The organism is Pseudomonas sp. KH_050, assembly GCF_057838875.1.
The window spans coordinates 5,298,740-5,323,694 of record NZ_CM174478.1 but is presented as its reverse complement, the minus strand read 5'-3'; the positions used below and the strand labels follow the sequence as shown (position 1 = coordinate 5,323,694).

Annotated in this window: 24 protein-coding genes and 3 pseudogenes; 16 read left to right on the top strand and 11 right to left on the bottom strand. The window is 59.5% G+C overall.

What is annotated here, in order from left to right; genetic code table 11:
* Nucleotides 1–22: 22 nt before the first annotated feature.
* Nucleotides 23–2,527 carry a glycerol-3-phosphate 1-O-acyltransferase PlsB gene (gene plsB, locus AC3IUA_RS24440; RefSeq protein WP_489357430.1) on the bottom strand — a complete coding sequence of 835 codons (2,505 nt, stop codon included), beginning with the start codon at nt 2,525–2,527 and terminating at the stop codon, nt 23–25.
* A gap of 240 nt (nt 2,528–2,767) precedes the next feature.
* A complete protein-coding gene (locus tag AC3IUA_RS24435; RefSeq protein WP_489357429.1) occupies nt 2,768–3,145 on the bottom strand; it encodes a hypothetical protein in 378 nt (125 codons plus the stop codon).
* A gap of 199 nt (nt 3,146–3,344) precedes the next feature.
* Between AC3IUA_RS24435 and AC3IUA_RS24430 the strand changes: the two genes are divergently transcribed.
* From AC3IUA_RS24430 to def, 3 genes are all read left to right on the top strand, one after another.
* A complete protein-coding gene (locus AC3IUA_RS24430) occupies nt 3,345–3,536 on the top strand; it encodes a CsbD family protein (protein ID WP_489357427.1) in 192 nt (63 codons plus the stop codon).
* 173 nt (nt 3,537–3,709) lie between these two features.
* Entirely contained in the window at nt 3,710–4,651 is a 942-nt protein-coding gene (locus AC3IUA_RS24425; RefSeq protein ID WP_489357426.1) for a YihY/virulence factor BrkB family protein, read from the top strand.
* A gap of 2 nt (nt 4,652–4,653) precedes the next feature.
* Nucleotides 4,654–5,193 (top strand): peptide deformylase, encoded by a 540-nt coding sequence (gene def / locus AC3IUA_RS24420; RefSeq protein ID WP_489357425.1) that lies wholly within the window; start codon nt 4,654–4,656, stop codon nt 5,191–5,193.
* A 60-nt stretch (nt 5,194–5,253) separates the two neighbouring features.
* On the opposite strand, the gene AC3IUA_RS24415 is transcribed toward def, so the two are convergent.
* Both AC3IUA_RS24415 and gntR read right to left on the bottom strand, forming a co-directional pair.
* Nucleotides 5,254–5,691: a GNAT family N-acetyltransferase gene (locus AC3IUA_RS24415; RefSeq protein WP_489357424.1), complete on the bottom strand. Its 438-nt coding sequence runs from the start codon at nt 5,689–5,691 to the stop codon at nt 5,254–5,256.
* 380 nt (nt 5,692–6,071) lie between these two features.
* Complete coding sequence (gene gntR / locus AC3IUA_RS24410; RefSeq protein WP_489357423.1) at nt 6,072–7,103, bottom strand: HTH-type transcriptional regulator GntR; 1,032 nt, start codon at nt 7,101–7,103, stop codon at nt 6,072–6,074.
* 214 nt (nt 7,104–7,317) lie between these two features.
* Here gntR and AC3IUA_RS24405 point away from each other — a divergent pair, with 214 nt between their 5' ends.
* Together AC3IUA_RS24405 and AC3IUA_RS24400 are read left to right on the top strand one after the other, a co-directional pair.
* A complete protein-coding gene (locus tag AC3IUA_RS24405; RefSeq protein ID WP_489357422.1) occupies nt 7,318–7,851 on the top strand; it encodes a gluconokinase in 534 nt (177 codons plus the stop codon).
* A gap of 85 nt (nt 7,852–7,936) precedes the next feature.
* Nucleotides 7,937–9,289: a GntP family permease gene (locus AC3IUA_RS24400; protein ID WP_489357421.1), complete on the top strand. Its 1,353-nt coding sequence runs from the start codon at nt 7,937–7,939 to the stop codon at nt 9,287–9,289.
* 120 nt (nt 9,290–9,409) lie between these two features.
* Here the strand turns inward: AC3IUA_RS24400 and alaC are convergent, their stop codons facing one another.
* Nucleotides 9,410–10,627 carry an alanine transaminase gene (gene alaC, locus AC3IUA_RS24395; RefSeq protein ID WP_489357420.1) on the bottom strand — a complete coding sequence of 406 codons (1,218 nt, stop codon included), beginning with the start codon at nt 10,625–10,627 and terminating at the stop codon, nt 9,410–9,412.
* A gap of 278 nt (nt 10,628–10,905) precedes the next feature.
* On the opposite strand from alaC, the gene AC3IUA_RS24390 reads away from it, so the two are divergent.
* The 3 genes from AC3IUA_RS24390 (at nt 10,906) to AC3IUA_RS24380 (ending at nt 12,716) form a co-directional block, all read left to right on the top strand.
* Entirely contained in the window at nt 10,906–11,568 is a 663-nt protein-coding gene (locus AC3IUA_RS24390; RefSeq protein ID WP_489357419.1) for a LysE family translocator, read from the top strand.
* A 67-nt stretch (nt 11,569–11,635) separates the two neighbouring features.
* Nucleotides 11,636–12,124, top strand: a complete 489-nt coding sequence (locus AC3IUA_RS24385) for a GyrI-like domain-containing protein (RefSeq protein WP_489362456.1) — start codon at nt 11,636–11,638, stop codon at nt 12,122–12,124.
* Between the two features lie 94 nt (nt 12,125–12,218).
* The gene (locus tag AC3IUA_RS24380; RefSeq protein WP_489357418.1) at nt 12,219–12,716 is read left to right on the top strand and encodes a GNAT family N-acetyltransferase; all 498 of its coding nucleotides are present in this window, start codon (nt 12,219–12,221) and stop codon (nt 12,714–12,716) included.
* Nucleotides 12,717–12,834: 118 nt separating this feature from the next.
* Here the strand turns inward: AC3IUA_RS24380 and AC3IUA_RS24375 are convergent, their stop codons facing one another.
* A complete protein-coding gene (locus AC3IUA_RS24375) occupies nt 12,835–13,320 on the bottom strand; it encodes a GNAT family N-acetyltransferase (protein WP_489357417.1) in 486 nt (161 codons plus the stop codon).
* A gap of 196 nt (nt 13,321–13,516) precedes the next feature.
* Between AC3IUA_RS24375 and AC3IUA_RS24370 the strand changes: the two genes are divergently transcribed.
* The 4 genes from AC3IUA_RS24370 (at nt 13,517) to AC3IUA_RS24355 (ending at nt 16,122) form a co-directional block, all read left to right on the top strand.
* Nucleotides 13,517–13,951 carry a YybH family protein gene (locus AC3IUA_RS24370; RefSeq protein WP_489357416.1) on the top strand — a complete coding sequence of 145 codons (435 nt, stop codon included), beginning with the start codon at nt 13,517–13,519 and terminating at the stop codon, nt 13,949–13,951.
* Between the two features lie 67 nt (nt 13,952–14,018).
* Nucleotides 14,019–14,363, top strand: a complete 345-nt coding sequence (locus AC3IUA_RS24365) for a YciI family protein (RefSeq protein WP_489357415.1) — start codon at nt 14,019–14,021, stop codon at nt 14,361–14,363.
* Between the two features lie 26 nt (nt 14,364–14,389).
* Nucleotides 14,390–14,881: an SRPBCC family protein gene (locus AC3IUA_RS24360; protein ID WP_489357414.1), complete on the top strand. Its 492-nt coding sequence runs from the start codon at nt 14,390–14,392 to the stop codon at nt 14,879–14,881.
* Complete coding sequence (locus tag AC3IUA_RS24355; RefSeq protein WP_489357413.1) at nt 14,881–16,122, top strand: RNA polymerase sigma factor; 1,242 nt, start codon at nt 14,881–14,883, stop codon at nt 16,120–16,122. The genes AC3IUA_RS24360 and AC3IUA_RS24355 overlap by 1 nt, the downstream gene beginning before the upstream one ends.
* Nucleotides 16,123–18,706: 2,584 nt before the next feature.
* Here the strand turns inward: AC3IUA_RS24355 and AC3IUA_RS24350 are convergent.
* Nucleotides 18,707–19,561, bottom strand: coding sequence for a LysR family transcriptional regulator (locus tag AC3IUA_RS24350; RefSeq protein WP_489357412.1), 855 nt, complete (start codon nt 19,559–19,561; stop codon nt 18,707–18,709).
* A gap of 89 nt (nt 19,562–19,650) precedes the next feature.
* On the opposite strand from AC3IUA_RS24350, the gene AC3IUA_RS24345 reads away from it, so the two are divergent.
* A complete protein-coding gene (locus AC3IUA_RS24345; protein WP_489357411.1) occupies nt 19,651–20,082 on the top strand; it encodes a multidrug/biocide efflux PACE transporter in 432 nt (143 codons plus the stop codon).
* Nucleotides 20,083–20,092: 10 nt separating this feature from the next.
* On the opposite strand, the pseudogene AC3IUA_RS24340 reads toward AC3IUA_RS24345, so the two are convergent.
* Nucleotides 20,093–20,476: pseudogene (locus AC3IUA_RS24340) on the bottom strand (LysR substrate-binding domain-containing protein); the annotation flags it as partial.
* Nucleotides 20,477–20,840: 364 nt separating this feature from the next.
* On the opposite strand from AC3IUA_RS24340, the pseudogene AC3IUA_RS24335 reads away from it, so the two are divergent.
* Nucleotides 20,841–21,596 (top strand): annotated as a pseudogene (locus AC3IUA_RS24335) (methyl-accepting chemotaxis protein); the annotation flags it as partial.
* Between the two features lie 165 nt (nt 21,597–21,761).
* The gene (locus AC3IUA_RS24330; protein ID WP_489362454.1) at nt 21,762–22,529 is read left to right on the top strand and encodes a methyl-accepting chemotaxis protein; all 768 of its coding nucleotides are present in this window, start codon (nt 21,762–21,764) and stop codon (nt 22,527–22,529) included.
* A gap of 47 nt (nt 22,530–22,576) precedes the next feature.
* Here AC3IUA_RS24330 and AC3IUA_RS24325 read toward each other — a convergent pair whose 3' ends face one another.
* Both AC3IUA_RS24325 and AC3IUA_RS24320 read right to left on the bottom strand, forming a co-directional pair.
* Nucleotides 22,577–22,891: a PepSY domain-containing protein gene (locus tag AC3IUA_RS24325; protein ID WP_489357410.1), complete on the bottom strand. Its 315-nt coding sequence runs from the start codon at nt 22,889–22,891 to the stop codon at nt 22,577–22,579.
* Nucleotides 22,892–22,975: 84 nt separating this feature from the next.
* Nucleotides 22,976–24,103: a glycerophosphodiester phosphodiesterase gene (locus AC3IUA_RS24320; protein WP_489357409.1), complete on the bottom strand. Its 1,128-nt coding sequence runs from the start codon at nt 24,101–24,103 to the stop codon at nt 22,976–22,978.
* A 247-nt stretch (nt 24,104–24,350) separates the two neighbouring features.
* Between AC3IUA_RS24320 and AC3IUA_RS24315 the strand changes: the two genes are divergently transcribed.
* Complete coding sequence (locus tag AC3IUA_RS24315) at nt 24,351–24,686, top strand: DUF2025 family protein (protein WP_489357408.1); 336 nt, start codon at nt 24,351–24,353, stop codon at nt 24,684–24,686.
* A 101-nt stretch (nt 24,687–24,787) separates the two neighbouring features.
* Here the strand turns inward: AC3IUA_RS24315 and AC3IUA_RS24310 are convergent.
* Nucleotides 24,788–24,883, bottom strand: a pseudogene (locus AC3IUA_RS24310) (antibiotic biosynthesis monooxygenase); the annotation flags it as partial.
* Nucleotides 24,884–24,955 lie beyond the last annotated feature (72 nt).

Below are 24,955 nucleotides of genomic sequence, written 5' to 3'. Positions count from 1 at the left end.
AAAGACTGGCGCCTGAGATAATCTAGTCGGTTTGCTGCGGAGCTTCGACCTGGTCGGCCGCATCTTCGCTGCGATGCAGCGCGACCTGGCGGATCGACAAGCGGATTTCCGCCGGCAAAACGCGCTTGGCCGCGCCCTCGGCCAGTTCACCGAGCAGTTCGTGATAACTCAGCTTGCCGGCTTCGTCGCGCCGCAGCACATCGAGATCCAGCAAGGTTTGAATGAAGTGGCGGAACAGGCTCTTGTCGAAGAATTCCGGTGCGTTCAGGCCATGCAGGATCGACAAGCGTTGGGCCATGACGGTGCACAGGTCTTCCAGTTCTTCGGCGCTGATGCTGTTCTGGCCGCTGTTGAGCAGCAGCGAGATGGCCATGTAGAAGCGTTGCAGGGTTTGCGCAATGCTCCTGGACAGCAAGGTCAGCAGGACGAAATGCCGTGAACTCGGTGCCGGGCGCAGGTACACCTCTTTCTCGAAGCGCAGCAGGCCTTGCTCGACGAAGGCTTCCAGCCACTGATCGACCACCGCATCCAGCTCATCCAGTGACCAGCGGATAAACAGTTCCGATTGCAGGTACGGATACAGCGCGCGGGTGTAGCGCAGTATCTGCTCGCGGCTCATGCGCGAACTGCTCTGGAAGAAGCTCGCCAGCAGCGCCGGCAGGGCGAAGATGTGCAGCACGTTGTTGCGGTAGTAGGTCATCAGGACGGCGTTCTGCTCGTCCAGATAGAGGATCTTGCCCAAGGCATCGCTCTGCTCGGAAAGCAGGTCCATGTCTTTGACGTGCTCGATCAGCGCGCGGCCATCACCTTCCGGCAGAGTGGTATTGGGTGAGTAGGGCACCCGGCGCAATAACGCCAGGTACAGATCCAGCACCCGTGCCATGGCGCGATCATCCAGAGCCAGGCGGCTGGTGGAGAGCAAGGCCAGTGCTACCAGGTTGACCGGGTTGATCGCCGCGGCCTCGTTCAAGTGCCGGGCTACTCGTTCGCCGAGGCGATGGGTGGTTTCATTCAGCCACGCTGGACGAAATTGTGGGCCGAGTTCCTGGGAGCGCCAGCCTGGCTGCTCACTGTCGAGGAATTCAGCCAGTTTGATCGGTTCGCCAAAGTTCACCGCAACCTGGCCGAAGCGCTGTTTGAGGGCACCGACGACCTTGAAGATGTCGAAGATCGATTCTTTCTTCTTGGTCGCTCCGCGCAGCTCGCCGAGGTAGGTCCGGCCTTCGAGGACGCGCTCGTAACCGATGTAAACCGGGATGAAGACGATCGGCATCCGCGATGAGCGCAGGAAGCTGCGCAGGGTAATGGCGAGCATTCCGGTCTTGGGTTGCAGCATGCGCCCGGTGCGCGAGCGCCCGCCTTCGACGAAATACTCCACCGGGAAGCCTTTGGTGAACAGGGTGTGCAGGTATTCGTTGAACACCGAGGTGTAGAGCGGGTTGCCCTTGAAGGTGCGGCGCATGAAAAACGCTCCGCCACGGCGCAACAGGCTGCCGATCACCGGCATGTTCAGGTTGATCCCGGCGGCGATGTGCGGCGGGGTCAGACCGTTGCGGAACAGCAGGTAGGACAGCAATAGATAGTCGATATGGCTGCGATGGCACGGCACATAGATCACTTCGTGACCCTGGGCGACGGCTTGTACGCTTTCGATATGGTTGACCTTGATCCCGTCGTAGATCTTGTTCCAGAACCAGCTCAGCACCACTTCCAGAAAGCGGATCGCGGTGAAGGTGTAGTCCGAGGCGATTTCATTGCCATAGCGCAGCGCCTGGGCCTTGGCTTTTTCCGCGGAGATGTTCTCGCGTTCGGCTTCCTCGAGAATCGCTTGCTTGACCAGTGGCTGATTCAGCAGGCCCTTGACCAGATTGCGTCGGTGGGAAATGTCGGGGCCGATCACCGCTGCTTTCAGGTTACGGAAATGCACCCGCAGAATCCGCTGGGCCATGCGAACGGTGCGTTCGTGGCCTTTGTTGTGTTCGATCAGTTCGCGCAAATGAATGGGCGCTGAGAACTGCACGCGAGTCTTGCGCCCCAGAATCATGATGCTCAGTAGTCGGCGCAGACGTCCGGTGACGGCCCAGCTGTCGGCGAACAGCAGTTTCCACGGACTCGACTCGCTGTCCGGGGATTGGCCCCAGAACACGCTGACCGGGATGATCTGGGCGTCTTCAGCGGCGTTCTGGCTCAAGGCACTGACCAGTCGCGTCAGGGTTGGCGGTGCCCCGCGTTTGTCCTGACGGCCAAGCCAGTCGGGCTCTGGCGTCAGGTAAAAAAACGCTGCCGGCTCCAGCAAATTGCCTACCGATACCGGCAACACCGGGCGTGGCAGGCCGGCCTTGCTGCACTCGGTGTCGAGCACCGCCAGATCGGTCAGCGAAGGGCTTTGCAGGACGTAGAACACCGGACGACTGCGGTCAAGGTTGAGGGTGAAGGACGACTGATTGATCGTCTCCGAGCGAACCCAGAGGTACAACAGTCGGCGCAAGGTGCCAAATACCAGACGGCGGAACGGGGAGCGGGTCATACGGCTTCTGCGTTAGTTAAAAAAACCGAGCAGTTGCTCGGGCCCGGTAGTGTGCCGTATTCACCGAAAATCGGCAAAAAAGCAGGGAAGTAAACTTGTTTCGAGGGTTTTTCTGCCGGCCTTACACCTGTGTCCGTTCGGAACAGTCTCCGGATCGAGTGTGACAGGCATAAAAAATCCGGAATTCTTGTCGGATTCCGGATTCTTCGGTGGTCTTTATTGCGCTGGAAACTTCGCGGGTTACAGCAAAAATTTCGCGAAATTCACGCCAGTACCGGCTGGGCGCACGTCTTCAAGGAACGCGTCCTTGTCAGCGCTCAGTTCCAGGCTTACGGTTGGCTTGCGTTTGCCTTGGTTGCGTACCACCAGGCCTTCCATCTTCTCGCGCAGGAACACCGTCGGCACTTTCAGGTGCAACAGCTGATCGGTGCTCGGGGTGTGTAGCAACAAGTGAATCCACTCGTATTGACCGATGGCCAGGCGGCTGACGGGAATATCGAACCACCAGATATTCTTGTTACGGTTCAGTTCGGTGAAGTGGCAGTTGTTGACGCCCAGCACAGCGCCGCCGAGTTCCTGGTTTCTGCGGGCAATGGCCTGCGTTTTATTGAGTTTCATAACATTCCTACGGGTTGGATCTTCAGCGACACGGCCTGAATACGTCGCGCATTCTCATGGGTTGATGAATAAACATAAAGTCAAACCTGCGCGTGGCGATGAAATGACCCCGTGAAAATAAATGAAACTCCGCGCAAAGGCCCCGGGTCAACCCTTACGTAGCGTCTATTACCCCTTGAACCTTTGCAGGAGAACTATCATGGGCAGTACTGGCGATAAAGTGAAAGGCATGGCCAACGAAGCGGTCGGCAACATCAAACAAGGCGTAGGCAAAGCCACCGACAACGAAAAACTGCGCACTGAAGGCAAGATCCAGGAAAACAAAGGCGAAACCCAGCAAGCCATCGGCAAGGCCAAGGATGCGATCAAGAAAACCATCGATAAAGCCTGACGTGGACGGCTTGATTGCAGCAGAACGGCCATCCGCGGATGGCCGTTTTCATATCAGTTACAGTTAACAATGAATCGAAATTGTTTCAACGCGGTCAACTGAGCTACTTTTGATGTACAAAACGGCCCCTGAGTCGCCATCGACTTCAACCCATTTGCGGCGAAAGAAGACTTATGTTTTTTCCGGATCTGAAAGGCTTGCCGCTGCACCGCGTCCTGACACGCACAGTCACCGAGTTCGTCGACGACGAAATGTCGACCTATGCCTCGGCGCTTGCCTATCAGATGCTGTTCTCGCTATTTCCGTTCCTGTTGTTTCTGATCGCCCTGATCGGCTTCCTGCACCTGCCGGACTTTTTCTCCTGGCTGCGTCTGCAATCGGAACTGGTACTGCCACCCCAGGCCCTCGAGCAAGTGAACCCGGTGATCGACCAGCTGCAGCAATCCAAGGGCGGGCTGCTTTCGGTGGGTATCGTGATTGCACTATGGACCGCTTCGGCCGGTGTGCGGCTGATGATGAGCGCGATGAACGCGGCGTACGATGTGGTCGAAGGGCGACCGATGTGGAAACGCTTTCCGCTGTCGATTATCTACACCATCGGCATCGCCGGGATGCTGCTGGTCGCCGCGGCGCTGATGGTCCTGGGGCCGCAAGTGATGGGCTGGCTGGCGGGGCAGATCGGCATGGAGGAGTTTATCGTCACCGTCTGGACCCTGGTGCGCTGGCCATTGATCGTGGTGTTGCTGATGGTCGCGGTGGCATTGATCTATTACGTCACACCCGACGTGAAGCAGGAGTTCCGCTTTATCACGCCGGGCTCGGTGCTGGCGGTGGTGGTATGGATCATCGCGTCCCTGGGCTTTGGCTATTACGTGAAAACCTTTGCTGATTACAACGCCATGTATGGCAGTATCGGCGCGATCATCGTGCTGTTGTTGTACTTCTATATTTCTGCGGCGGTGTTGCTGCTCGGCGCGGAAATGAACGCGGTGATCGAGCACATGTCGACCCATGGCAAGCATCCTGGCGAGAAAGACTTCGGGGACGACGAAAAACTCCACGTTTCGGGATTGGGACGGGACCACTCGCTCAAACCGACCACTGACGAAGCCTGAACATGATCCGTGAAATTCTGAAAATGGGCGACGAACGCCTGCTACGCATTGCCCCGCCGGTGCCGGCCGAGATGTTCGACAGCCCGGAACTCTGGCAGTTGATCGATGACATGTTCCAGACCATGGAACATGTGGGCGGCGTTGGCCTGGCGGCACCGCAGGTGGGCGTTGACCTGCAACTGGTGATCTTCGGTTTCGAGCACAGTGAGCGCTATCCGGACGCGGAAGCAGTACCGCAGACCATCCTGATCAACCCACTGATCACACCGTTGGGACCACTCCTGGAAGAGGACTTTGAAGGTTGTCTGTCGGTGCCCGGCATGCGTGGCGCAGTAGAGCGCTATCAGCAGATTCGCTACGAAGGGTTCGACCCCAAGGGTGAGCCGATCGTGCGCATCGCTTCAGGCTTCCATGCCCGCGTTGTACAACACGAATGCGATCACCTGATCGGCCGGTTGTACCCGTCGCGGATCAGCGACTTCAGCAAGTTCGGTTTTATCGAGGTGATGTTCCCGAATCTGGATCCTGCCGCGGGCGAGTGAGTCGATTATTCGGTCCGTAGGAGCTGCCGCAGGCTGCGATCTTTAACATTCACCGCTCAATCACCTATTTTCCGAGGTCGACCGAATCGGCGGTTCTATGCCCATGGCAATCATGGGTTTGCTGCGAGCGTAGCGAGCCAGACGGTCTGCCAGCGACTGGGGCAATCGTGGGTCGCTGGCAAATCCCCAACTCTCGTAAAACCCTTGCAGGTCCGGATGGCAAAACAGCCAGACCGGCCCGTCGACAGGCGCAAGAGCATGCTCTACCAGTTGCGTGGCAATCCTTTGGCCTCGGCAGGCCGGATCGACAAACAACCCGGTCAGCCACTGCCCCTCGGCAACCGGTGTCAGGCACAGGCCGGCAATGATCTCCAGCCGTTTGGCTACCCATGGCTCCCCCTTGCTGGCCGCGCGCATCGGCGAATTGTGCTGGCGATAGAACTTGTTCAGCAGGGGGCGTAGCGGCTCGGCAAGCGGGCTGAAATGAAGCTCTGGCATGGTTTGAGTGAATTTCTATGAAGGGCGGTGAACAGCAAAAAATTATAAATCGCGGAAACAAAACTCTGCTGCGCAATAGGTGTTATACCTCATCTTACATCCCGTATGAGTGGAGCGTGCATCATGGCCAAAGGCATGGATTCAAAGAAAGCGGCAAAGAAAAAACCATCGAAAACCGCCGATGAAAAACGCGCGGACAAAAAAGCCAAGAAAGTCGGCGTGTTCGGTCACTGAGTCGACTTTAACGGAGCCCGTCATTCGGGCTCCGCTTTCACTTCTGAATAAATAACCTTCCCCCGTAGGAGCTGGCGCAGCCTGCGATCTTTTGATCTGACTTTTGCTCCAGCTGGATCAGCCAACGCCGAAGCCGGCAAATTAGCTTAAGTACTCTCGCGCACCATCAACTCAAAGCCCATGTCCTGCACCGGTTTGGCAACGGTGTTGCCAGCCATCAACGTCAGCATCTGCTCGGCGGCGCGGCGGCCAATGGCTTCTCGCGGGGTGCTGATGCTGCTCAAGCGCGGCACCATATGGGCCGAGGCGGGCAGGTCGTTGAAACCGAGGACCGCCACCTGCTGGGGGATTTTGATTCCGCAGCGCATGGCTTCGAGCAGCGCGCCCTGGGCCAGGTCGTCGTTACCGAAGAAGATCGCGTCGACCTGCGGATGGCTGGTCATCAGTTGCAGAAACAATTCGCCGCCCAGACCGACCGACGAAGGACGCGGGGTCAGGAGTTCAAGGTCCGGATCATACAAGCCGGCTTTTTGCAGGGCCCGGCGAAAGCCTTCGCCACGCAACAAGGTGCGCTGGTCGAGTTGCGCGCCGACGTAGGCCAGGCGCCTGCGACCGCGTGAGATCAAATGCTCGGCCGCGGTCTCGCCAGCGCTCAATTGCGAGAAGCCGACGCAGTTAAGCCCGGCACCGGGGTCCAGGTCCATCATGTAGACGCAAGGAATGTTGCTAAGCTCGACCATCCGTCGGGCGCTTTCGGTACGGTCGAAACCGGTCAGCAGCAAACCGCGAGGCTGATAGGCCAGATAATTGCGCAGCAGGTTTTCTTCTTCATCGCGCGAATAGTGATAGTTGCCGATCAGCACTTCGAAGCCTTTGGGGCGCAGCACCGTGTGAATGGCTTCGAGGGTTTCGATGAACAGCAGGTTGGACAGCGACGGCACCAAAACCACCACCGAATGACTCTGAGCCGAAGCCAGGGCGCGGGCTGCGGGGTTGACCACGTAGTTCAGCTCGAGGGCTGCCTGCTGGACTTTTTCCACCAGTTCGGTGGCCACGCTGCTGATGCCGCGCAGGGCCCGGGAAGCGGTGATCGGACTGACACCGGCCAGGCGCGCGACTTCATTGAGGGTAGGGCGTCCCGTAGTGCGGGTATTTTTATCGTTTTTAGAGGAGGTCATCGGACGGCTTGCCAAACAATATTCAAGGCACTAAGGTAGCGCTGTCTCGATGCCGCTGCAAATGCTTGAGTGTGGCGTGCCTGATCCCACTTTTCAGCATCGAAACAGAACGCGCTGCAACCCATAAAAATGACAAGAAGGCGTCGGCAGAATCTATTTTTGCACTAGAGCTTTATTTCGCAAAGGTAGCGCTGTCTTCGTGCTGAGGTGTTACATGAATCAACCCATCACCGCCCTGGTCATCATGGGCGTCGCCGGCTGCGGCAAAACCTGCGTGAGCGAGGCCCTGTGCGAGCTCAGCGGCGCTACCCCCATTGAAGGCGATACTTTTCACCCTGCCGCCAATATCGAAAAGATGAGCGCGGGCATTCCCTTGAACGACGACGACCGTGCCGGATGGCTCGATAGCCTGTGCGATGAGTTGCGCCGCGTCGATGCCAGTGGCCGACGTCCGGTGCTGACCTGCTCGGCTCTCAAACTTATCTACCGTGAACGCCTTCGCCGCGCCTTGCCGGGGTTGGGTTTCGTATTTCTTCAGCTGACTCCCGAGGTCGCCGCCGAGCGCGTCGCCCATCGTCCGGGGCATTTCATGCCTTCGACACTGATCGAAAGTCAGTTCGCCACCCTCGAGTCGCCCGTCGGCGAGCCCCTGACCCTGGCTCTCGACGCGTCTTCTCACAGTGTTGAACGTCTTGCCGAGCTGGCCAATGTCTGGTGGCTCGAACATGGTCTGGAACCTGAGGTGTAAGTTTTGCTCCATAGAGATAGCGCTGTCCCATTAGCAGACGGTTCAAACCGACTTTAATAAAAACAACAAGCAGGAGACACCCCCTATGTTTGGCATGTCCCAAGAGACCTATCTGCTAGTCGATGCAGTGGTCACCATCATCGGTCTGATCGTGTTGATCACCCGATTCAAGATGCACCCGTTCATTGCGTTGATCATTGCTGCCGGTTTCCTCGGGCTGACCTCTGGCATGCCAGTGGACAAGATCATCAAGGCCTTCCAGGACGGCTTTGGCGGCGTTCTCGGGTTCGTCGGCATCATCCTGGCGTTAGGCACCATGCTCGGCAAAATGATGGCCGAATCAGGCGGGGCGGATCAGATCGCCCGCACCCTGATCCAGGCGTTCGGCAAAGAGCGCGTGCAATGGGCAATGATGTTTGCGGCGTTTCTGGTCGGCATTCCGTTGTTCTTCGAAATCGGCTTCGTGCTGCTGATTCCGCTGGTGTTCATCGTCGCCAAACGTACCGGCGTGTCGCTGATCAAAATCGGTATCCCGCTGCTCGCCGGTCTGTCTGCGGTTCACGGTCTTGTTCCGCCACACCCGGGTCCGTTGCTGGCCATCGGCATATTCGGTGCCGACATTGGCAAAACCATTCTCTACGGCCTGATCGTCGCGCTGCCGACTGCCATCATTGCCGGTCCCTTGTTTGGTACGTTCATCGCCAAATACATTCCGGGTCATCCGAATCAGGAGTTGGTGGATCAACTGGCCCATGAGCCGGAAGCCTCCACGCTGCCAAGCTTCAGCATCACCCTGATCACCGTGCTGTTGCCGGTGTTCCTGATGCTGCTCAAGACTTTCGCCGATGTGGTGTTGCCTGAAGGTAACGGCGTGCGCAACTGGATGGACATGATCGGTCACCCGATCGCTGCCTTGCTGCTGGCCTTGCTGCTGTCGCTGTACACCTTTGGCTACAGACGCGGTTTTGATTCGAAGACAATGCTCAAACTGCTCGACTCCAGCCTTGCGCCAACGGCCGCGATCATCCTGATCATCGGTGCTGGCGGTGGCTTCAAGCAGATGCTGGTGACCAGCGGTGTGGGCGATGTGATCGGCCATATGGCGGTCAATGCGCAGATCTCGCCGATTTTGCTGGCGTGGCTGGTAGCGGCGGTGATTCGTATTGCCACTGGTTCGGCGACCGTGGCAACCATTACCGGTGCGGGCATTGTGGTGCCGGTGGTGGGAATGGTTCCGGGGGTCAATCTTGAATTGCTGGTGCTGGCAACGGGCGCAGGTTCGTTGGTTCTGTCTCACGTCAACGATGCGGGCTTCTGGCTGGTCAAGCAGTACTTCAACATGACCGTCGCCGAAACCTTCAAGACCTGGACCGCGATGGAAACCATCCTCTCCGTCGTTGCCTTGATCTTCATCCTGCTGCTGTCGCTGGTGATCTAAAAAGCTGTGGCGAGGGGGCAAGCCCCCTCGCCACAGGGGATCGGGGTACCCGCTCGTACCACCCACAAAAAAACCGCATCGCTGCGGTTTTTTTGTGGCCGGTAATCTGGCGGGTTTGCGCTAGACGCCGGTTTTCGCTACCAAACCATCCGCCCTGAACATCCCGCGAATCCCGCGCACTGCCTGGCGAATCCGGTCCTGGTTTTCGATCAGGGCAAAGCGCACATGGTCGTCACCGTATTCACCAAACCCCACTCCCGGCGACACACAGACCTTGGCCTCCGCCAGCATTTTCTTGGCGAATTCCAGCGAGCCGAGGTGTGCATAGGCTTGCGGGATCTTGGCCCAGACGTACATTGCAGCCTTTGGATTCTCGACCATCCAGCCCAGTTCATGCAGGCCTTTGACCAGCACGTTGCGCCGCTGCCGGTATTGCTCGGCGATGTCTTTCACGCACTGCTGATCACCTTCCAGCGCCGCAATGGCCGCGACCTGCAGCGGGGTGAACGTGCCGTAGTCGTGGTAACTCTTGATCCGCGCCAGGGCGCTGACCAGTTCGGCATTACCGACCATGAAACCAATGCGCCAGCCCGCCATGTTGTAGCTCTTGGACAGGGTGAAAAACTCTACCGCGATGTCCTTGGCGCCCGGCACCTGCATGATCGACGGGGCTTTATAGCCGTCGAAGACGATGTCGGCGTAGGCCAGGTCGTGGACCACCAGCACGTCGTATTGCTTGGCCAAGGCAATGACCCGCTCGAAGAAGTCCAGCTCCACGCACTGCGCTGTGGGGTTGGACGGGAAGCCGAGGATCATCATCTTCGGTTTCGGGATCGAGCCGCGAATCGCCCGTTCCAGTTCGGCGAAGAAGTCCACGCCAGGGATCAGAGGCACCGAGCGCACCTGGGCGCCGGCAATCACCGCACCATAAATGTGGATCGGGTAGCTGGGGTTCGGCACCAGCACTGTGTCGCCCTGGTCGAGGGTGGCGAGCATCAGGTGTGCCAGGCCTTCCTTGGAGCCGATGGTGACAATGGCTTCGCTTTCCGGGTCGATGTCGACCTCGTAGCGATCCTTGTACCAATTGGAAATCGCCCGACGCAGGCGCGGAATGCCCTTGGACGTGGAATAACCGTGGGTGTCTTCACGCTGGGCAACAGTGACGAGTTTTTCGACGATATGCGGCGGCGTCGGACCGTCGGGGTTGCCCATGCTGAAGTCGATGATGTCTTCGCCACGACGACGGGCGGCCATCTTCAGCTCGGCAGTGATGTTGAATACGTAAGGGGGGAGTCGATCTATGCGCGCAAAGCGGCGCGGCGAACCTTGGTCAGCCATTGTTGCCTCTGGTACGTAAGCGCCCGGAACCGTCCGAGCGACGTCGGCCACTGCGGTGGCCTGCAGCGCACGATAAGGGCAGGGATGGCAGGTTGTCCAGCGCATGTATTCAAATATTTCGATGGCCGTTTGCGCCAACTTTCGGCACATTTACCATCGGCGCATTGTTCTGCGAAACGCCCTGCGCCCGTTTCGGGTTAAAAAAGCTGCGTTAAAAAGTCTTTTAAAAACTGTGTTTGATACCCGCCGACAATTCACCCCATTCGATGGAATGAACGATGGAATTTACCAGTGGCTTCTTGCTGAGCCTCTCTTTGTGCCTGGATATCGGCGTGGCCAATATCGCGATGATCACCCTCGCCATGCAACGTGGTTACTTCCAGGGTTTTGCCCTGGGGCTGGGGACCTGTGTCGGTGATTTGATCTACGCGCTGCTGGCGTTGGCCGGCATGACCGTTCTGTTGCAGTACTCGGCGGTGCGCTGGGTGCTGTGGATCGGCGGCTCGGCACTGTTGTTGTACTTCGCCGCGAAGATGATTTATTCGGCGATCTATCATCAAGCGACACTGGTCGAAGCAGGTGAGGTCAGCAGCGGCTCCCATCGCCGGGAGTTTTTCCGCGGGATCTTCCTGGCGATGTCATCGCCGAGCGCCATCCTCTGGTTCGCCGCGGTAGGCGGGACGCTCATTGCCCGTTCGGGCGGTGGCAGCCTGCTCAGTTCCGCGCTATTTCTGGCAGGGTTCTTCTGTGCCGGATTGGTCTGGGTGATCGGTTTATGCCTGGCCGCCACCCACGGTGGCAAGTTGATGGGCGACAAGCTGCTACGGTATTCCTATATGGCATCTGCAGCGATCTTCTGTTATTTCGCAGTCTACGTGATCGTATCCGGTTATCACGAGTTTATCGGATCGGCAGCTGTCGTTGAACTTCCAGGTCTTTGACTGGGGAAATTTGAGTCGGCTTCTATACTCCCAGCCGAACCCACTTTCACCTATCGAGGTTGCTTTCATGGACGAGCAAAAAAATGCCGATCGGCCTGAACCACGTTTTGAACATGGACATTTTCTGCTGATCGCGGGGCTTGGCGGGCGCTTTACTATCGAGACAACCCAGGGCATCCCAAAGCTTTGGGAAGCATTCATTCCGCATATCGGCAAAGTCCCGGGCCAAAAGGGTGACGTGACCTACGGCATCTGCTGTAACCCGGACGGAAAAGGCGGTTTTGAATACATTGCCGGAGTCGAAATCAGCAAGCTCGATGACTTGCCCGAGCAGTACCGCTGGATTGAAGTACAGCCACAATACTATGCGGTGTTCGAGCACAAAGGCCCGTTGGATACCTTGCCCCAGACCTTTCAATACATCTGGAAAACCTGGTTGCCCAATTCTGCCCATGAAGCCGCGGATGCGCCGGAGTTCGAGCGTTACAGCGCGGACTTCAATCCGCAGACAGAAGAAGGGACTCTGGAGATCTGGCTGCCGCTCAAGGAGGGCTGATCCGCTTTGCAGGCGGTCGCGGCCGGCAAGAAAAGCCCACAAAACCGGCCGTTGCGCCTATCGTTTTCGCCTTACAAGGTAACTGTTGTCTTCTATGAAATTATCAAACGCTGTTATCCGCCAGGTCACACCCGCTGATCTGGACCGCTGTTTCGCCATCGAATCCGTTGCCTACGAAGGTGACGAAGCCGCGACCCGAGAGAAAATCGCCACGCGCATCGCCACCTGGCCTCAAGGGTTCATCGTGGCTGAAATCGAGGGTGTGGTCGCAGGCTTTATCAACTCCGGTGCCGCCTGGCAGGTGGAAATGGCTGATGAAGCCTTCAAGGAACTGATCGGCCACGATCCGGACGGCCCGCATGTGGTGATCATGTCGGTGGTGGTGCATCCGGATTATCAAGGGCAGGGGGTAGCGAAGTTATTGATGAGCGAGTTCATCAAACGCATGCGAGGCCTGAGCAAGGCGAGCATCCACCTGATGTGCAAGGAACGACATGTAGCGTTTTATGAACAGTTCGATTTCATCTACCTCAAGGCTTCAGACTCTGATCATGGCGGGATGGCCTGGCATGAAATGGAGTTGAGTTTGTAAGGGAAGACAGAATGATTGGCACAGGTATGCATTTTTCGGCGCGTAGGAGCTGCTGGAGGCTGCGATCCTGGCGATCTTCCTTGCGCCGAAGCTATTCGTGTCAGGTCGAAATAGCTCTTCAGAACGCCAGCGCCAGCCTGCGTTCATAGCCGATCCGGCCCTTGTAGGCTTCGCCGGAATCGACCCATCCGAGCTTGAGGTACAAGTTGACGGCCGCTTCGTTGTGGGCGTCCACCGAGAGCATCAAGCCGTTGATCTCCGGCCAGGCTTGGCGAGCGACTTGTGGCAAGGCTTGGAGGCAGGCTTTGCCATAGCCTTTGCCCTGGACGCGGTGGTCGACCTGCAGGGCGTGTAGGGTGGCAGTATCTTTATCGGCCCAATGGGGAAGACACGGCGGACGTTTGAGCAGCAGGAAGGCTACCGGAACCTCTTGCGACAGCAGGGCAAAGCCTTTGACGCCGGGGTTGGCGTTAGACAGCAGGGCGTGCAAGGCGCCATGGATATCGCCGGAGAATTCCCTTTGCTGCGGGTGGATTTCGATGGCCTCGACTTGTCGGCGCTGAACCGGATTCAGGCTTTCGTAGGGCACAAGTTGAGTAGTCACTGGCGGTGTCCGTTTTCCGGCGAATGCGAGAGGCAGATTCTATCGAGTTTGCGGCAGACAAAAATATTTTTGTGGCAATCGATCGAATCTGTCGATTTCAGTTTTGGTCATACGACTATGGGTGTCTTCACGATTTACACCTCGCCAATCAGGCGACTCGATGACCCTCTGCAACTCAATCGCAAGGAGAACCATCATGAGCACTTTCAACACCGAAACTGAAATTCGCGCCTTGATCGAAACCTGGCAACAAGCCGTGATCGACAAGGATATCGAGAAAATCGTCAGCTTTTACGCGGACGACATCACCTCGTTCGACGCCGTGACTGCGCTGCAATTCAAGGGCAAAGAGGCCTACCGCGCCCACTGGGTAGAGTGCATGAAAGTCTGCCCCGGCCCGGGCATTTTCGAGTTTCACCAACTGCACGTCGTGCCCGCTGCCGATATCGCGTTTGCCCACTGGCTGGCCCATTGCGGCGGAACCGATGAAAAAGGCGAAACCAAAGCCTGCTGGATGCGGGTGACCGCCGGTTACCAGCGCATCAACGGCCAATGGTTGGTGGTGCATGAGCACTGGTCGGCACCGTTCGACATGCTGAGCGGTACGGTGCTGTTCGACCTGCAACCCTGATCGTCGGGTTTTTCGCCAAACCGTGAATCAGCAGCCATAGTTGATCAGCTTGATGACGGAGAACTTCATGAAATACCTATGCCTGGTCTACAGCGACGAACAACTGCTGCACAGCCTGCCCGAGAGCCCGAAGGACGCTGAGTGTATGGCCTATGCCGAGTCGGTTCAGGGCAGTGGCCGGATGCTCGCCGCCGAGGCGCTGGAGTCGGTGCAGACCGCAACCACAGTGCGCATGCGCAACGGCAAGCTGTCGATCACCGATGGCCCCTTCGCTGAAACCAAGGAGCAACTGGCCGGGTTTTATCTGATCGATGCCAAGGACCTCAATGAAGCCATCCAGGTCGCCGGCAATATCCCGGCGGCCCGGGTCGGCAGTGTCGAGGTGCGCCCGGTACGTGAATTGAATCCCTGAGAACAATCATCAGCAGGAGATCCCCGATGAACGCTCCACTGGCTCCACCGCAGCCCGCAGAATTCGAGTTGTCCATCAGCCGTTTGATTGATGCACCGCGCCGCAAGGTATTCCGCGCCTGGACCGAACCAGAGTTGCTGGCGCAGTGGTGGGGACCCCATGGGATGACGACGCCGGAGTGTGAGATGCAATTGTGGGTCGGCGGCCTGTTCCGGACCTTGATGCGCGCGCCGGACGGCAGCGAGTATCCGACCCAGGGCGTCTTCCTGGAGATCGTCGCGCCACGGCGGATTGTTTTCACCGACGCCTTTAAACCGGGTTGGACTCCATCCGCAAAACCTTTCATGACCGCCGAAGTAACCTTCGACGATATCGACGGCAAGACCCTCTACACCGCGCGCGCCATGCACTGGACTGAAGAGGATCGTCAGGCCCATGAGACGATGGGCTTTCATGAGGGCTGGGGGCAAAGTCTGGATCGGCTGGAGACACTGGTCACCGAAGGCATGCCCGACTGATGGCGGGCGACGCGAACGGGTCGGTCAAGGCTCTGGTCGAGACGGTCTATCGCACTGAGTCGCGACGGATCCTGGCGACCCTGATTCGCCTGCTCGGTGATTTCGACCTCGCCGAAGAGGCATTACACGAAGCCTTCTTCGTCGCGGTCGAGCGCTGGCAGCGTGACGGTGTGCCGAATAATCCACGCACCTGGCTGGTGTCGACCGGGCGCTTCAAGGCCATTGATGCGCTGCGTCGGCGGGCGCGTTTCAGTGCCTCCCGGGCCGCCCTGGTCCACCAGCTGGAAGAGCTTGAAGAGGCCGGTTGGAGCGAGGACGACGTGGAAGACGATCGCCTGCGTTTGATCTTCACCTGTTGTCACCCGGCCCTGGCAGCAGATGCCCAGGTGCCGTTGACGCTTCGGGAAATCTGCGACCTGACCACCGAGGAAATCGCCCGGGCTTTTCTCACGACTCCGGCCACCATCGCCCAACGCATCGTGCGCGCCAAGGCGAAAATTCGCGACGCGAAGATCCCTTACCAAGTGCCGTCCCTGGCCGAATTGCCGGAGCGTCTGGACAGTGTTTTGCGGGTGATTTACCTGGTGTTCAACGAAGGGTATTCGGCGTCGATGGGCGCGCAGTTGACCCGCGAAGACTTGACTGCAGAGGCCATACGCCTTGCTCGATTGTTGATGGAGCTGCTGCCGGAACCGGAGGTGATGGGCTTGCTGGCGCTGATGCTGCTGCATGAGTCGCGCCGCCTGGCACGGACCTCGGCGGCGGGTGAACTGATTGTGCTGGATGAACAGGACCGCTCACTGTGGAATACCGAACAGATCGCCGAGGGTTGTGGGCTGGTGGAGAAGGCGCTGGGCACCCGGCGCTTTGGCCCCTACTGTCTGCAAGCGGCGATTGCCGCGGTGCATGCCGAAGCGCCGACTGCGGGGGAGACCGACTGGGCACAGATTGTCGGCCTGTATGACGTGCTGCTGCGGGCGCTGCCTTCGCCGGTGATCGAATTGAATCGCGCGGCGGCCCTGGCCCGGCGCGATGGCCCGTTGGCGGGGCTGGAATTGATCGAGGGCATCCTGGCGCGCGGCGAGTTGCTCGAGTACCACCTGGCGCATTCGGCTCGGGCGGAATTTTGCCGGCAGTTGGGACGGGTCGAACAGGCGAAGGCGTCCTATCAGCGTGCCCTGGAACTGACTCGACAATTGCCTGAACGGCGGTTTATCGAGCGGCGGCTTGAAGAGCTGTAGGAGCTGCCGCAAGCTGCGATCTTTTGATCCTGACGTCCGTCCGGGCAACGCATTGCCCGCCGAAAAGATCGCAGGCTACGCCAGCTCCTACGCCGACCGCGCTTGCCCGTCGGTTCGCCGATGCCTTGTAGGAGCTGCCGCAGGCTGCGATCTTTTGATCCTGAGGTCCATCCGGGCAACGCATTGCCCGCCGAAAAGATCGCAGGCTACGCCAGCTCCTACGCCGACCGCGCTTGCCCGTCGGTTCGCCGATGCCTTGTAGGAGCTGCCGCAGGCTGCGATCTTTTGATCCTGGCGCCCGTCCGGGCAACGCATTGCCCGCCGAAAAGATCGCAGGCTATGCCAGCTCCTACGCCGACCGCGCTTGCCCGTCGGCTCGCCGATGCCTTGTAGGCGCTGCCGCAGGCTGCGATCTTTTGATCCTGGCGCCCGTCCGGGCAACGCATTGCCCGCCGAAAAGATCGCAGGCTACGCCAGCTCCTACGCCGACCGCGCTTGCCCGTCGGTTCGCCGATGCCTTGTAGGAGCTGCCGCAGGCTGCGATCTTTTGATCCTGACGTCCATCCGGGCAACGCATTGCCCGCCGAAAAGATCGCAGGCTACGCCAGCTCCTACGCCGACCGCGCTGCCCGTCGGCTCGCCGATGCCTTGTAGGAGCTGCCGCAGGCTGCGATCTTTTGATCCTGGCGCCCGTCCGGGCAACGCATTGCCCGCCGAAAAGATCGCAGGCTACGCCAGCTCCTACGCCGACCGCGCTTGCCCGTCGGTTCGCCGATGCCTTGTAGGAGCTGCCGCAGGCTGCGATCTTTTGATCCTGGCGCCCGTCCGGGCAACGCATTGCCCGCCGAAAAGATCGCAGGCTACGCCAGCTCCTACGCCGACCGCGCTTGCCCGTCGGTTCGCCGATCCCCTGTAGGAGCTGCCGCAGGCTGCGATCTTTTGATCCTGGCGCCCGTCCGGGTAACGCATTGCCCGCCGAAAAGATCGCAGGCTACGCCAGCTCCTACGCCGACCGCGCTTGCCCGTCGGTTCGCCGATGCCTTGTAGGAGCTGCCGCAGGCTGCGATCTTTTGATCCTGGCGTCCGTCCGGGCAACGCATTGCCCGCCGAAAAGATCGCAGGCTACGCCAGCTCCTACGCCGACCGCGGTTGCCCGTCGGTTCGCCGATGCCTTGTAGGAGCTGCCGCAGGCTGCGATCTTTTGATCCTGAGGTCCATCCGGGCAACGCATTGCCCGCCGAAAAGATCGCAGGCTACGCCAGCTCCTACGCCGACCGCGCTTGCCCGTCGGTTCGCCGATGCCTTGTAGGAGCTGCCGCAGGCTGCGATCTTTTGATCCTGAGGTCCATCCGGGCAACGCATTGCCCGCCGAAAAGATCGCAGGCTATGCCAGCTCCTACGCCGACCGCGCTGCCCGTCGGCTCGCCGATGCCTTGTAGGAGCTGCCGCAGGCTGCGATCTTTTGATCCTGAGGTCCGCCCGGGTAACGCATTGCCCGCCGAAAAGATCGCAGGCTGCGCCAGCTCCTACGCCGACCGCGCTTGCCCGTCGGCTCGCCGATGCCTTGTAGGAGCTGCCGCAGGCTGCGATCTTTTGATCCTGGCGCCCGTCCGGGCAACACATTGCCCGCCGAAAAGATCGCAGCCTTCGGCAGCTCCTACGCCGACCGCGCTTGCCCATCGGTTCGCCGATGCCTTGTAGGAGCTGCCGCAGGCTGCGATCTTTTGATCCTGACGTCCGTCCGGGCAACGCATTGCCCGCCGAAAAGATCGCAGGCTACGCCAGCTCCTACGCCGACCGCGCTTGCCCGTCGGTTCGCCGATGCCTTGTAGGAGCTGCCGCAGGCTGCGATCTTTTGATCCTGAGGTCCATCCGGGCAACGCATTGCCCGCCGAAAAGATCGCAGGCTACGCCAGCTCCTACGCCGACCGCGCTTGCCCGTCGGCTCGCCGATGCCTTGTAGGAGCTGCCGCAGGCTGCGATCTTTTGATCCTGGCGCCCGTCCGGGTAACGCATTGCCCGCCGAAAAGATCGCAGGCTACGCCAGCTCCTACGCCGACCGCGCTTGCCCGTCGGTTCGCCGATGCCTTGTAGGAGCTGCCGCAGGCTGCGATCTTTTGATCCTGGCGTCCGTCCGGGCAACGCATTGCCCGCCGAAAAGATCGCAGGCTGCGCCAGCTCCTACGCCGACCGCGCTTGCCCGTCGGTTCGCCGATGCCTTGTAGGAGCTGCCGCAGGCTGCGATCTTTTGATCCTGGCGCCCGTCCGGGCAACGCATTGCCCGCCGAAAAGATCGCAGGCTACGCCAGCTCCTACGCCGACCGCGCTTGCCCGTCGGTTCGCCGATGCCTTGTAGGAGCTGCCGCAGGCTGCGATCTTTTGATCCTGAGGTCCATCCGGGCAACGCATTGCCCGCCGAAAAGATCGCAGGCTACGCCAGCTCCTACGCCGACCGCGCTTGCCCGTCGGTTCGCCGATGCGTTGTAGGAGCTGCCGCAGGCTGCGATCTTTTGATCCTGGCGCCCGTCCGGGTAACGCATTGCCCGCCGAAAAGATCGCAGCCTTCGGCAGCTCCTACGCGCGCTCACTCCAGCATTTTTCCCAGCAGCCAGCTTCCCGCCGGCCCCGGGGGATGCAGGCGTGACCAGAGGGCATCGACCGAAACCGGTCGCGGCCAGCCGCGCACCTTGAGTTCCTGCAGCGAACCGGCACCAAAACGGCCCACCAGCCAGCGCGGCAAGGGTGCCCAGCCGAACCCGCGCTGGGCCATTTCCAGCAGCATCAGGTAGCTCGGCGCCGACCAGACCCGGCCCTGGGCGCGGCTTTCATAAGGGTTGACGATGGTCGCCAGGCGCAACTCGCGGTGCTGTTGCAGGCTGTCCTTGTCGACCTTGCCCAGTGCTGCCAACGGATGGTCACGAGACACAAATAAGGCAATTTCCGTGCGTTCGTCCACCGTCGAACTGGCGAGGTCCGCCGGGTAGTTCGGCTGCATCTCGGCGAAAGCAATCTGCGCCCGGCCACTCTGAACCAGGGCGATCAGGTCGGCGCATTCGGCAATCAGGCATTCCAGTTCGAGGTCTGGGTAACGCTGCTCGAAGGCGCTCAAGCTCGCCTCGAAACGGTCGGACTGGTAGGTGTCGGAAATGGCCACGGTCAGCTTCGGTTCGAAACCTTGAGACAGCTGACTGGCGGCCATTTCCAGACGACTGGTAGCGTCCAGGATGTCTTCGGCGCGCTGCAGCATGACGTGCCCGGCCGGGGTCAGTGTCGGCTTGCGGCTGCTGCGATCGAACAGCACCACATCCAGGTCGATTTCCAGGCTGGCAACGGCGGCACTAATGGTCGACTGGCTCCTGCCCAGCTTGCGTGCAGCCGCGGAAAACGAGCCTTGGGTCGCGGCTTGGACAAAGGCCAGTAACACTTCGTGAGAGGCCATGAACTATCGCCTTGATCGATGGTTATTGATTATTAAGTATCGGTCTCTAAGGTGATGATGGCAACCACCGTCACTTAGGGAGCCCAGCCATGAACACCAACAAATCCATCACCGAACGTATTTTCCAGGCCATCGGTTTCGAGCTGCTCGCGGTCCTGTTGTGTACTCCGCTGCTCGCCTGGCTGATGGGCAAACCCGTGGTCGACATGGGGATCGCGACTATCGCCATCGGCCTGATCGCCCTGGGCTGGAACGTAGTGTTCAACGGCCTGTTCGACCGCTTGCTCAAGCGCCTCGGCATGATTCAGAGCAGCTGGACCCGCGTGCTGCACGCGCTGTTGTTCGAGGGTGGCCTGGTGGCGGTCAGTGTGCCGCTGATAGCCTGGTGGTTGAACATCAGCCTGTTGCAGGCATTGATTCTGGACCTCGGCGTGCTGCTGTTTTTCCTGCCGTACACCTACGTCTACCACTGGGCGTATGACGTGCTGCGCGAGCGACTGCTGCTGGGTCGGATGATCTGAGCCAACGCGTTCAGCGCCGCACCGAATGCTGCTGCGGCGCGAGGAACGCATCATGGAAGTAATCACGGAACGCTTGCATCGCCGGGGTGAAGGCGTGTTCGCGGTGCCAGGCCAGGCCGACGCTCATGGGCGTCACCGGGTCGGTCACGGTGAGGGTCTCGATGCGTTTGCCTTCCAGCGACCAGGGACGATGCACCAGGTCGGAGAGGATCGCTACGCCGCTGCCATTGGCGACCATGCTGCGCACCGCCTCCACTGAACTGGTGCATACCCGCACCTTGGGTTGTTGGCCGGCGTGTTCCCAGTAACGCATCGCACTTTGTTCGGCCTCGTCGACCGTCAGCAGGATGTAGGGTTCTTGCGCCACATCGGCGAGGCTGACCGCCGAGCGTTCGATCGCGCCGAAGCCCTGGCCCGTGCCCGTATCGCGCTGCAAAACACCAGCCTGACCGGCATGGCCAGCACCCTGTCGCTGCATCGCCACCCGTAGAGCAGACCGAACAGATCAGTGTCACGATGGCTTTGGCCGATGCTGTGGTTCATGGAGTCTCGCTGGCGGGACGCGTCTGTCACAGGTTTCACAGGTTCGCTTGAACCGCATCATGACAAGGCTGTTTGACGTTTTTATGACAGCTTGGTGACATCGGTAAGAGCGCCATGACCAGTGGTCGGAGCCATTAAAGAATGTGAGCGGTGCGCCGATCAAGCTCAGGTAGTCTTTCGCGCCGTTGGCCAAAGGCTTGGTGTTTCTGACAGGGATGTCGGGACGTCATGCATGCCTCTTGTTGGCCTGCTTTATCCCTGTCATGAGATCCCACTCGATGTTTGTGCACAAATCCCTGAGAACTCAAATCCTGGCACTGCTGAGCGGTAGCCTGTTTGCAATGCTGCTGATTGCGCTGGGGTGCTTTCATTTTCTTTCCAGCGGTGTTCAGAACTATCGCAATCTGATCGATGGCCCGCTGCATACTTCGCAACTGATCGATGAAGCCAACCTGCAATTCAAGGTTCAGGTTCAGGAATGGAAAAATGTCTTGCTGCGCGGCAAGCGGCCGGAAGACTTGAACAAGTACTGGAAGCAATTCGAAGATCGCCAGCGCGATGTACAAGGCATTCTCGGCCAACTGGACAGCGCCCCGGGAATTGATGCGCAACTTAAGACTCGTATCGAGCGGCTGCGCGAAGAGCACCGCGTTTTGGGCACGGCCTATCAGAAGGGCCGTGAGGCCTATCTGGCCGCCGGAGCCGACGCCGCTGCCGGCGATAGCGCGGTCAAAGGCGTGGACCGCGCCGTCAGCGAGCAAATGAGTGAGCTGGTCAACGAACTGCGCAAGCAGGGTGCCGAGCAATCGACCCGGATCAGTGCCGATGCTGATCGCACCGTACTGCTGGGGATCGTGGTGATGCTGGCTTCGGGCCTGTTGATCGGCCTGCTCAGCCTGTGGCTGGTCAACCGCAATCTGGTCGAGCCAATCCGTAAACTGATCGAATACGTCGCCCAGCTCAGCCAGGGCCGCTTCGACGAACGCGTCGCCAGCGATCGTCAGGATGAATTGGGCAAGCTGGCTGTTGCCGCCAATACCTTGCGGGATTTTCTCGCGCAAACCTTCAGCGGCTTGCAGCGCAGCGCCACGGATCTGGACAGCGCCAGTGGCGAGCTGAATTCGATTGCCAGCCAGATGACCCAGGGCACCAACGAGCAATTCAACCGCACCGATCAAGTGGCCACGGCGATGAACGAGATGTCCGCCACGGCGCAGGAAGTCGCCCGGCATGCCGCGGATGCGGCACGGGCTGCCGATGATGCCGATCACTCAGCTCAGCAGGGTGAAAAAGTCATGCAGGGGACCATTCACACCATCACCCGGATGCGTGGCGAAATCGCCAGTACCGCTACCGTCATCCGTCAGCTGGAGACCGACAGCGGGCGGATCGGCAAGGTGCTGGAAGTGATTCGCGCCATTGCCGAACAGACCAACCTGCTGGCGCTCAACGCCGCCATCGAAGCGGCCCGCGCCGGCGAGGCCGGACGCGGATTTGCCGTGGTCGCCGATGAGGTTCGCAGCCTGGCTCAGCGCACGGCGGCGTCGATCATCGAGATCAATCAGATCATTCAAACGGTGCAGAAGGGTGCAGTGGATGCGGCCCAAGCCATCGACAGCGGCCAGTCACGCAGTGAAGAAAGCGTCGAACAAGTGACTCAGGCCGGCGCGATGCTAGAGCGGATCACCACTGCGGTGGAAGCGATACGCGACATGAACCGGCAAATCGCTACGGCCGCCGAAGAGCAGACTTCGGTGGCTGAAGACATTTCACGCAACCTCACCGAAATCACCACCATCGCCAGTACCAACCTGAACAACGTGCAGCGCACTGAAGCGGCGAGCCGGAATTTGCACGGGTTGGCGGGGCAGTTGAATGAAGTGACCGGGCGCCTGAGCGCATGAAAAAAGCCGCGCGACCCGAAGGCCGCGCGGCTTTTGCCGTGATGCAGTTACTTGTCTTGTTTGTTGCTCAGTACCTGACCGGTCTTGGCGTTCAGGTCCACGTCCCACTTGACGCCTTTGGCGTCGCGGATTTCCACCTGGTAGATGTAGTCAGCACCTTTTAGCTCAAGCTCGGTGTCGGTGATGTTGGCCGCCGTTGTGCCTGGGTGCTGGGCGAGGGCGGCCTGGTTGAGTTTTTCCAGGTCCATGATGGTGCCGGCCTTGAGCAAGCCCGGAATCTGGTCGGGACGAACGTCGGCCTGGGCCAGGCCGGCAGTCAGGGTCAAGGCGGCAGCGGCGAACAGGGCAGTCAACGTTTTCATGGGATTCTTTCCTTGGGATGAACTGTTTAAGTGGGATCAGATTAGCCCGCTGAACTTAATTCACCCTTAATTTAAACCGGGCGTTTAATAGCCGTTGGCCTCAAGCAACTGCGCGACACTGGCTGGCGCCGGGCGCTTGAAGTACTTGAGCAGCTCGGCGGTGCGGTTGGTGAAGATGCCATCGACGCCGGCATCCATCACTTTCTGGTAATCCACGGGCTCGTCGATGGTGTAGGCATGCACCAACAGGCCTTTGTCGTGAGTGAAGGTATTCATCCACGGCTGCACCAGGTCCGAATAGCTTTGATCGCCACCGGCGGTCAGGGCTGCCGAAGGTCCGGTGCCAATGGCGCCTTGAGCCTTGGCGTAGTCGACCCACTTCTCGAATTCGGCGTTGTCCTTGGGTTCCTGTCTGGCGTAGAAGGTGGCCTTATCCTTTTCCCCGCTGTCGGCGAAAGTGACGCTGGATTTCGGTTCGATATTGCCTTCACCGATCCACAGCAGGAGGATTTTCGGGACCTGCGGCATCTCTTTTTGCAACAGCTCCAGGCTGCTCTTGTCGAAGGTTTGCAGCACGACCTTGCCTTTGCCCTGGCCGACCGCAATAGCACCTTTCGCCAGTTTCGAGCCGATCGGGCTGAGCCAGCCACGGTCCTGCAATTTATCCTTGAGGTCGCGCTCCAGGCCCGGAAACTGCTTCGGCTCCTTGGTTTCGATATACAGCCCGGGCTTGTGCAGCGGGTTGCCCTGGGCGATATCGATGATTTCGTCGAGGGTCAGAATTTTCAAACCGACATAGGACGGACGCGCGCGGTCCGGGTAGGCGCTGTTGAACCAACTGCCGGCATCCAGGGTTTTCAGTTCGGCCAGGGTGAATTGATTGGCGGGACTGTCTTTGCGCTCGGGGAATTTACTCGCGACGTCGGTGGTGCGTTGCAGGTTGTCGTCATGCAGGGCGAACAGTACGCCATCCTTGCTGCGTTGCAGGTCCAGTTCCAGGTAGTCGGCACCCAGGTCGCGTGCCAGTTTGTAAGCGGCCGCGGTGGATTCCGGTGCATCGAAGGATGCGCCGCGGTGGGCAATGACCGCCGGGTGCGGGATGCCCGTCGCGGTGGCCAGGGCGGTGGGGCTTGGCTGGCTGCTGGCCTGTGCCTGGCCAAGGCCGAGCATCAGGCTCAGCAGCAGGGCGCTTTTGCGGAAAGTGGCAGGCATAGTCGAGGTCCTTTCGTGGAGAGCGATTTCAAAGGACCAGTTTTAACAACTGAGCGCTACCAGTGCTATCGCCAAACCGACATCAACCGGTGTCTGAGGCATTTTTTCAGCGCTTTTGTGCGGTTCTTTGCAGTATTCTTTGGCCCAACAGTTTCCCCGTCAGAGGGAAACCTGAAGAAAATGCTGCTCCTGCCTCGCGTGCGAACCATCGATCACTTGTCCTTCGGGACCTACCGTGAGGTTTAGCATGCGCATCACTTCCGAGCTTATCTGCCAGGCCGCCGACCAACTCAGGGGTTTCGTCGGTTTCAATCGCAAGGCCGGCCGGCATATCGTTCGTTTCAGCGAAGACTCCTTCGGCATGGACGTCGCGGATGACGCGATCATCCCCTGCAGCGAATTTGTCTGGCAGCCGGCGATCCATCAAACCATGACCCTCAAGCGCGAGCTGATTCAGCTGCTGCTAGACCAGAATATCGACGATCGCATCAACATCACCGAACCGCTGCGGGTCTACATGCGTCGCGAGGACGTGCCGGAGATTTCGGCGCAGCGCAGTCTGGTGCAGCCGGTGGTGGGGTGATTCGAGGTAGAGGGCTTGCCCTTAGGCCAGTCAGTTAACAGAAATCTATGCTCGGACGATTAACTGTGGCGAGGGAGCTTGCTCCCTCGCCACAGGTGCGACTACTTCTCGAATCGATAGTCCCGCTCAACCCTGCACACCCTGGTGTGACAGGCCGCATACCCGGTCGAGCGCCCACGCTCCCGGACTTCGGTGTTCGCAGGCAAGCCAGTCAGGGGGGCCGCCAAAAGATCGCAGCCTGCGGCAGCTCCTTGTATCTCGACTATCGC

Bases quoted from the DNA above. Each gene is read 5' to 3' on its own strand.
- alaC (WP_489357420.1), bottom strand. From the start codon at position 10,627: ATGGCTGACCAAGGTTCGCCGCGCCGCTTTGCGCGCATAGATCGACTC.
- def (WP_489357425.1), top strand. From the start codon at position 4,654: ATGATCCGTGAAATTCTGAAAATGGGCGACGAACGCCTGCTACGCATT.
- AC3IUA_RS24425 (WP_489357426.1), top strand. From the start codon at position 3,710: ATGTTTTTTCCGGATCTGAAAGGCTTGCCGCTGCACCGCGTCCTGACA.
- AC3IUA_RS24380 (WP_489357418.1), top strand. From the start codon at position 12,219: ATGAAATTATCAAACGCTGTTATCCGCCAGGTCACACCCGCTGATCTG.
- AC3IUA_RS24370 (WP_489357416.1), top strand. From the start codon at position 13,517: ATGAGCACTTTCAACACCGAAACTGAAATTCGCGCCTTGATCGAAACC.
- AC3IUA_RS24430 (WP_489357427.1), top strand. From the start codon at position 3,345: ATGGGCAGTACTGGCGATAAAGTGAAAGGCATGGCCAACGAAGCGGTC.
- AC3IUA_RS24405 (WP_489357422.1), top strand. From the start codon at position 7,318: ATGAATCAACCCATCACCGCCCTGGTCATCATGGGCGTCGCCGGCTGC.
- AC3IUA_RS24320 (WP_489357409.1), bottom strand. From the start codon at position 24,103: ATGCCTGCCACTTTCCGCAAAAGCGCCCTGCTGCTGAGCCTGATGCTC.
- gntR (WP_489357423.1), bottom strand. From the start codon at position 7,103: ATGACCTCCTCTAAAAACGATAAAAATACCCGCACTACGGGACGCCCT.
- AC3IUA_RS24345 (WP_489357411.1), top strand. From the start codon at position 19,651: ATGAACACCAACAAATCCATCACCGAACGTATTTTCCAGGCCATCGGT.
- AC3IUA_RS24385 (WP_489362456.1), top strand. From the start codon at position 11,636: ATGGACGAGCAAAAAAATGCCGATCGGCCTGAACCACGTTTTGAACAT.
- AC3IUA_RS24435 (WP_489357429.1), bottom strand. From the start codon at position 3,145: ATGAAACTCAATAAAACGCAGGCCATTGCCCGCAGAAACCAGGAACTC.
- AC3IUA_RS24360 (WP_489357414.1), top strand. From the start codon at position 14,390: ATGAACGCTCCACTGGCTCCACCGCAGCCCGCAGAATTCGAGTTGTCC.
- AC3IUA_RS24325 (WP_489357410.1), bottom strand. From the start codon at position 22,891: ATGAAAACGTTGACTGCCCTGTTCGCCGCTGCCGCCTTGACCCTGACT.
- AC3IUA_RS24400 (WP_489357421.1), top strand. From the start codon at position 7,937: ATGTTTGGCATGTCCCAAGAGACCTATCTGCTAGTCGATGCAGTGGTC.
- AC3IUA_RS24315 (WP_489357408.1), top strand. From the start codon at position 24,351: ATGCGCATCACTTCCGAGCTTATCTGCCAGGCCGCCGACCAACTCAGG.
- plsB (WP_489357430.1), bottom strand. From the start codon at position 2,527: ATGACCCGCTCCCCGTTCCGCCGTCTGGTATTTGGCACCTTGCGCCGA.
- AC3IUA_RS24330 (WP_489362454.1), top strand. From the start codon at position 21,762: ATGACCCAGGGCACCAACGAGCAATTCAACCGCACCGATCAAGTGGCC.
- AC3IUA_RS24365 (WP_489357415.1), top strand. From the start codon at position 14,019: ATGAAATACCTATGCCTGGTCTACAGCGACGAACAACTGCTGCACAGC.
- AC3IUA_RS24350 (WP_489357412.1), bottom strand. From the start codon at position 19,561: ATGGCCTCTCACGAAGTGTTACTGGCCTTTGTCCAAGCCGCGACCCAA.
- AC3IUA_RS24355 (WP_489357413.1), top strand. From the start codon at position 14,881: ATGGCGGGCGACGCGAACGGGTCGGTCAAGGCTCTGGTCGAGACGGTC.
- AC3IUA_RS24415 (WP_489357424.1), bottom strand. From the start codon at position 5,691: ATGCCAGAGCTTCATTTCAGCCCGCTTGCCGAGCCGCTACGCCCCCTG.
- AC3IUA_RS24390 (WP_489357419.1), top strand. From the start codon at position 10,906: ATGGAATTTACCAGTGGCTTCTTGCTGAGCCTCTCTTTGTGCCTGGAT.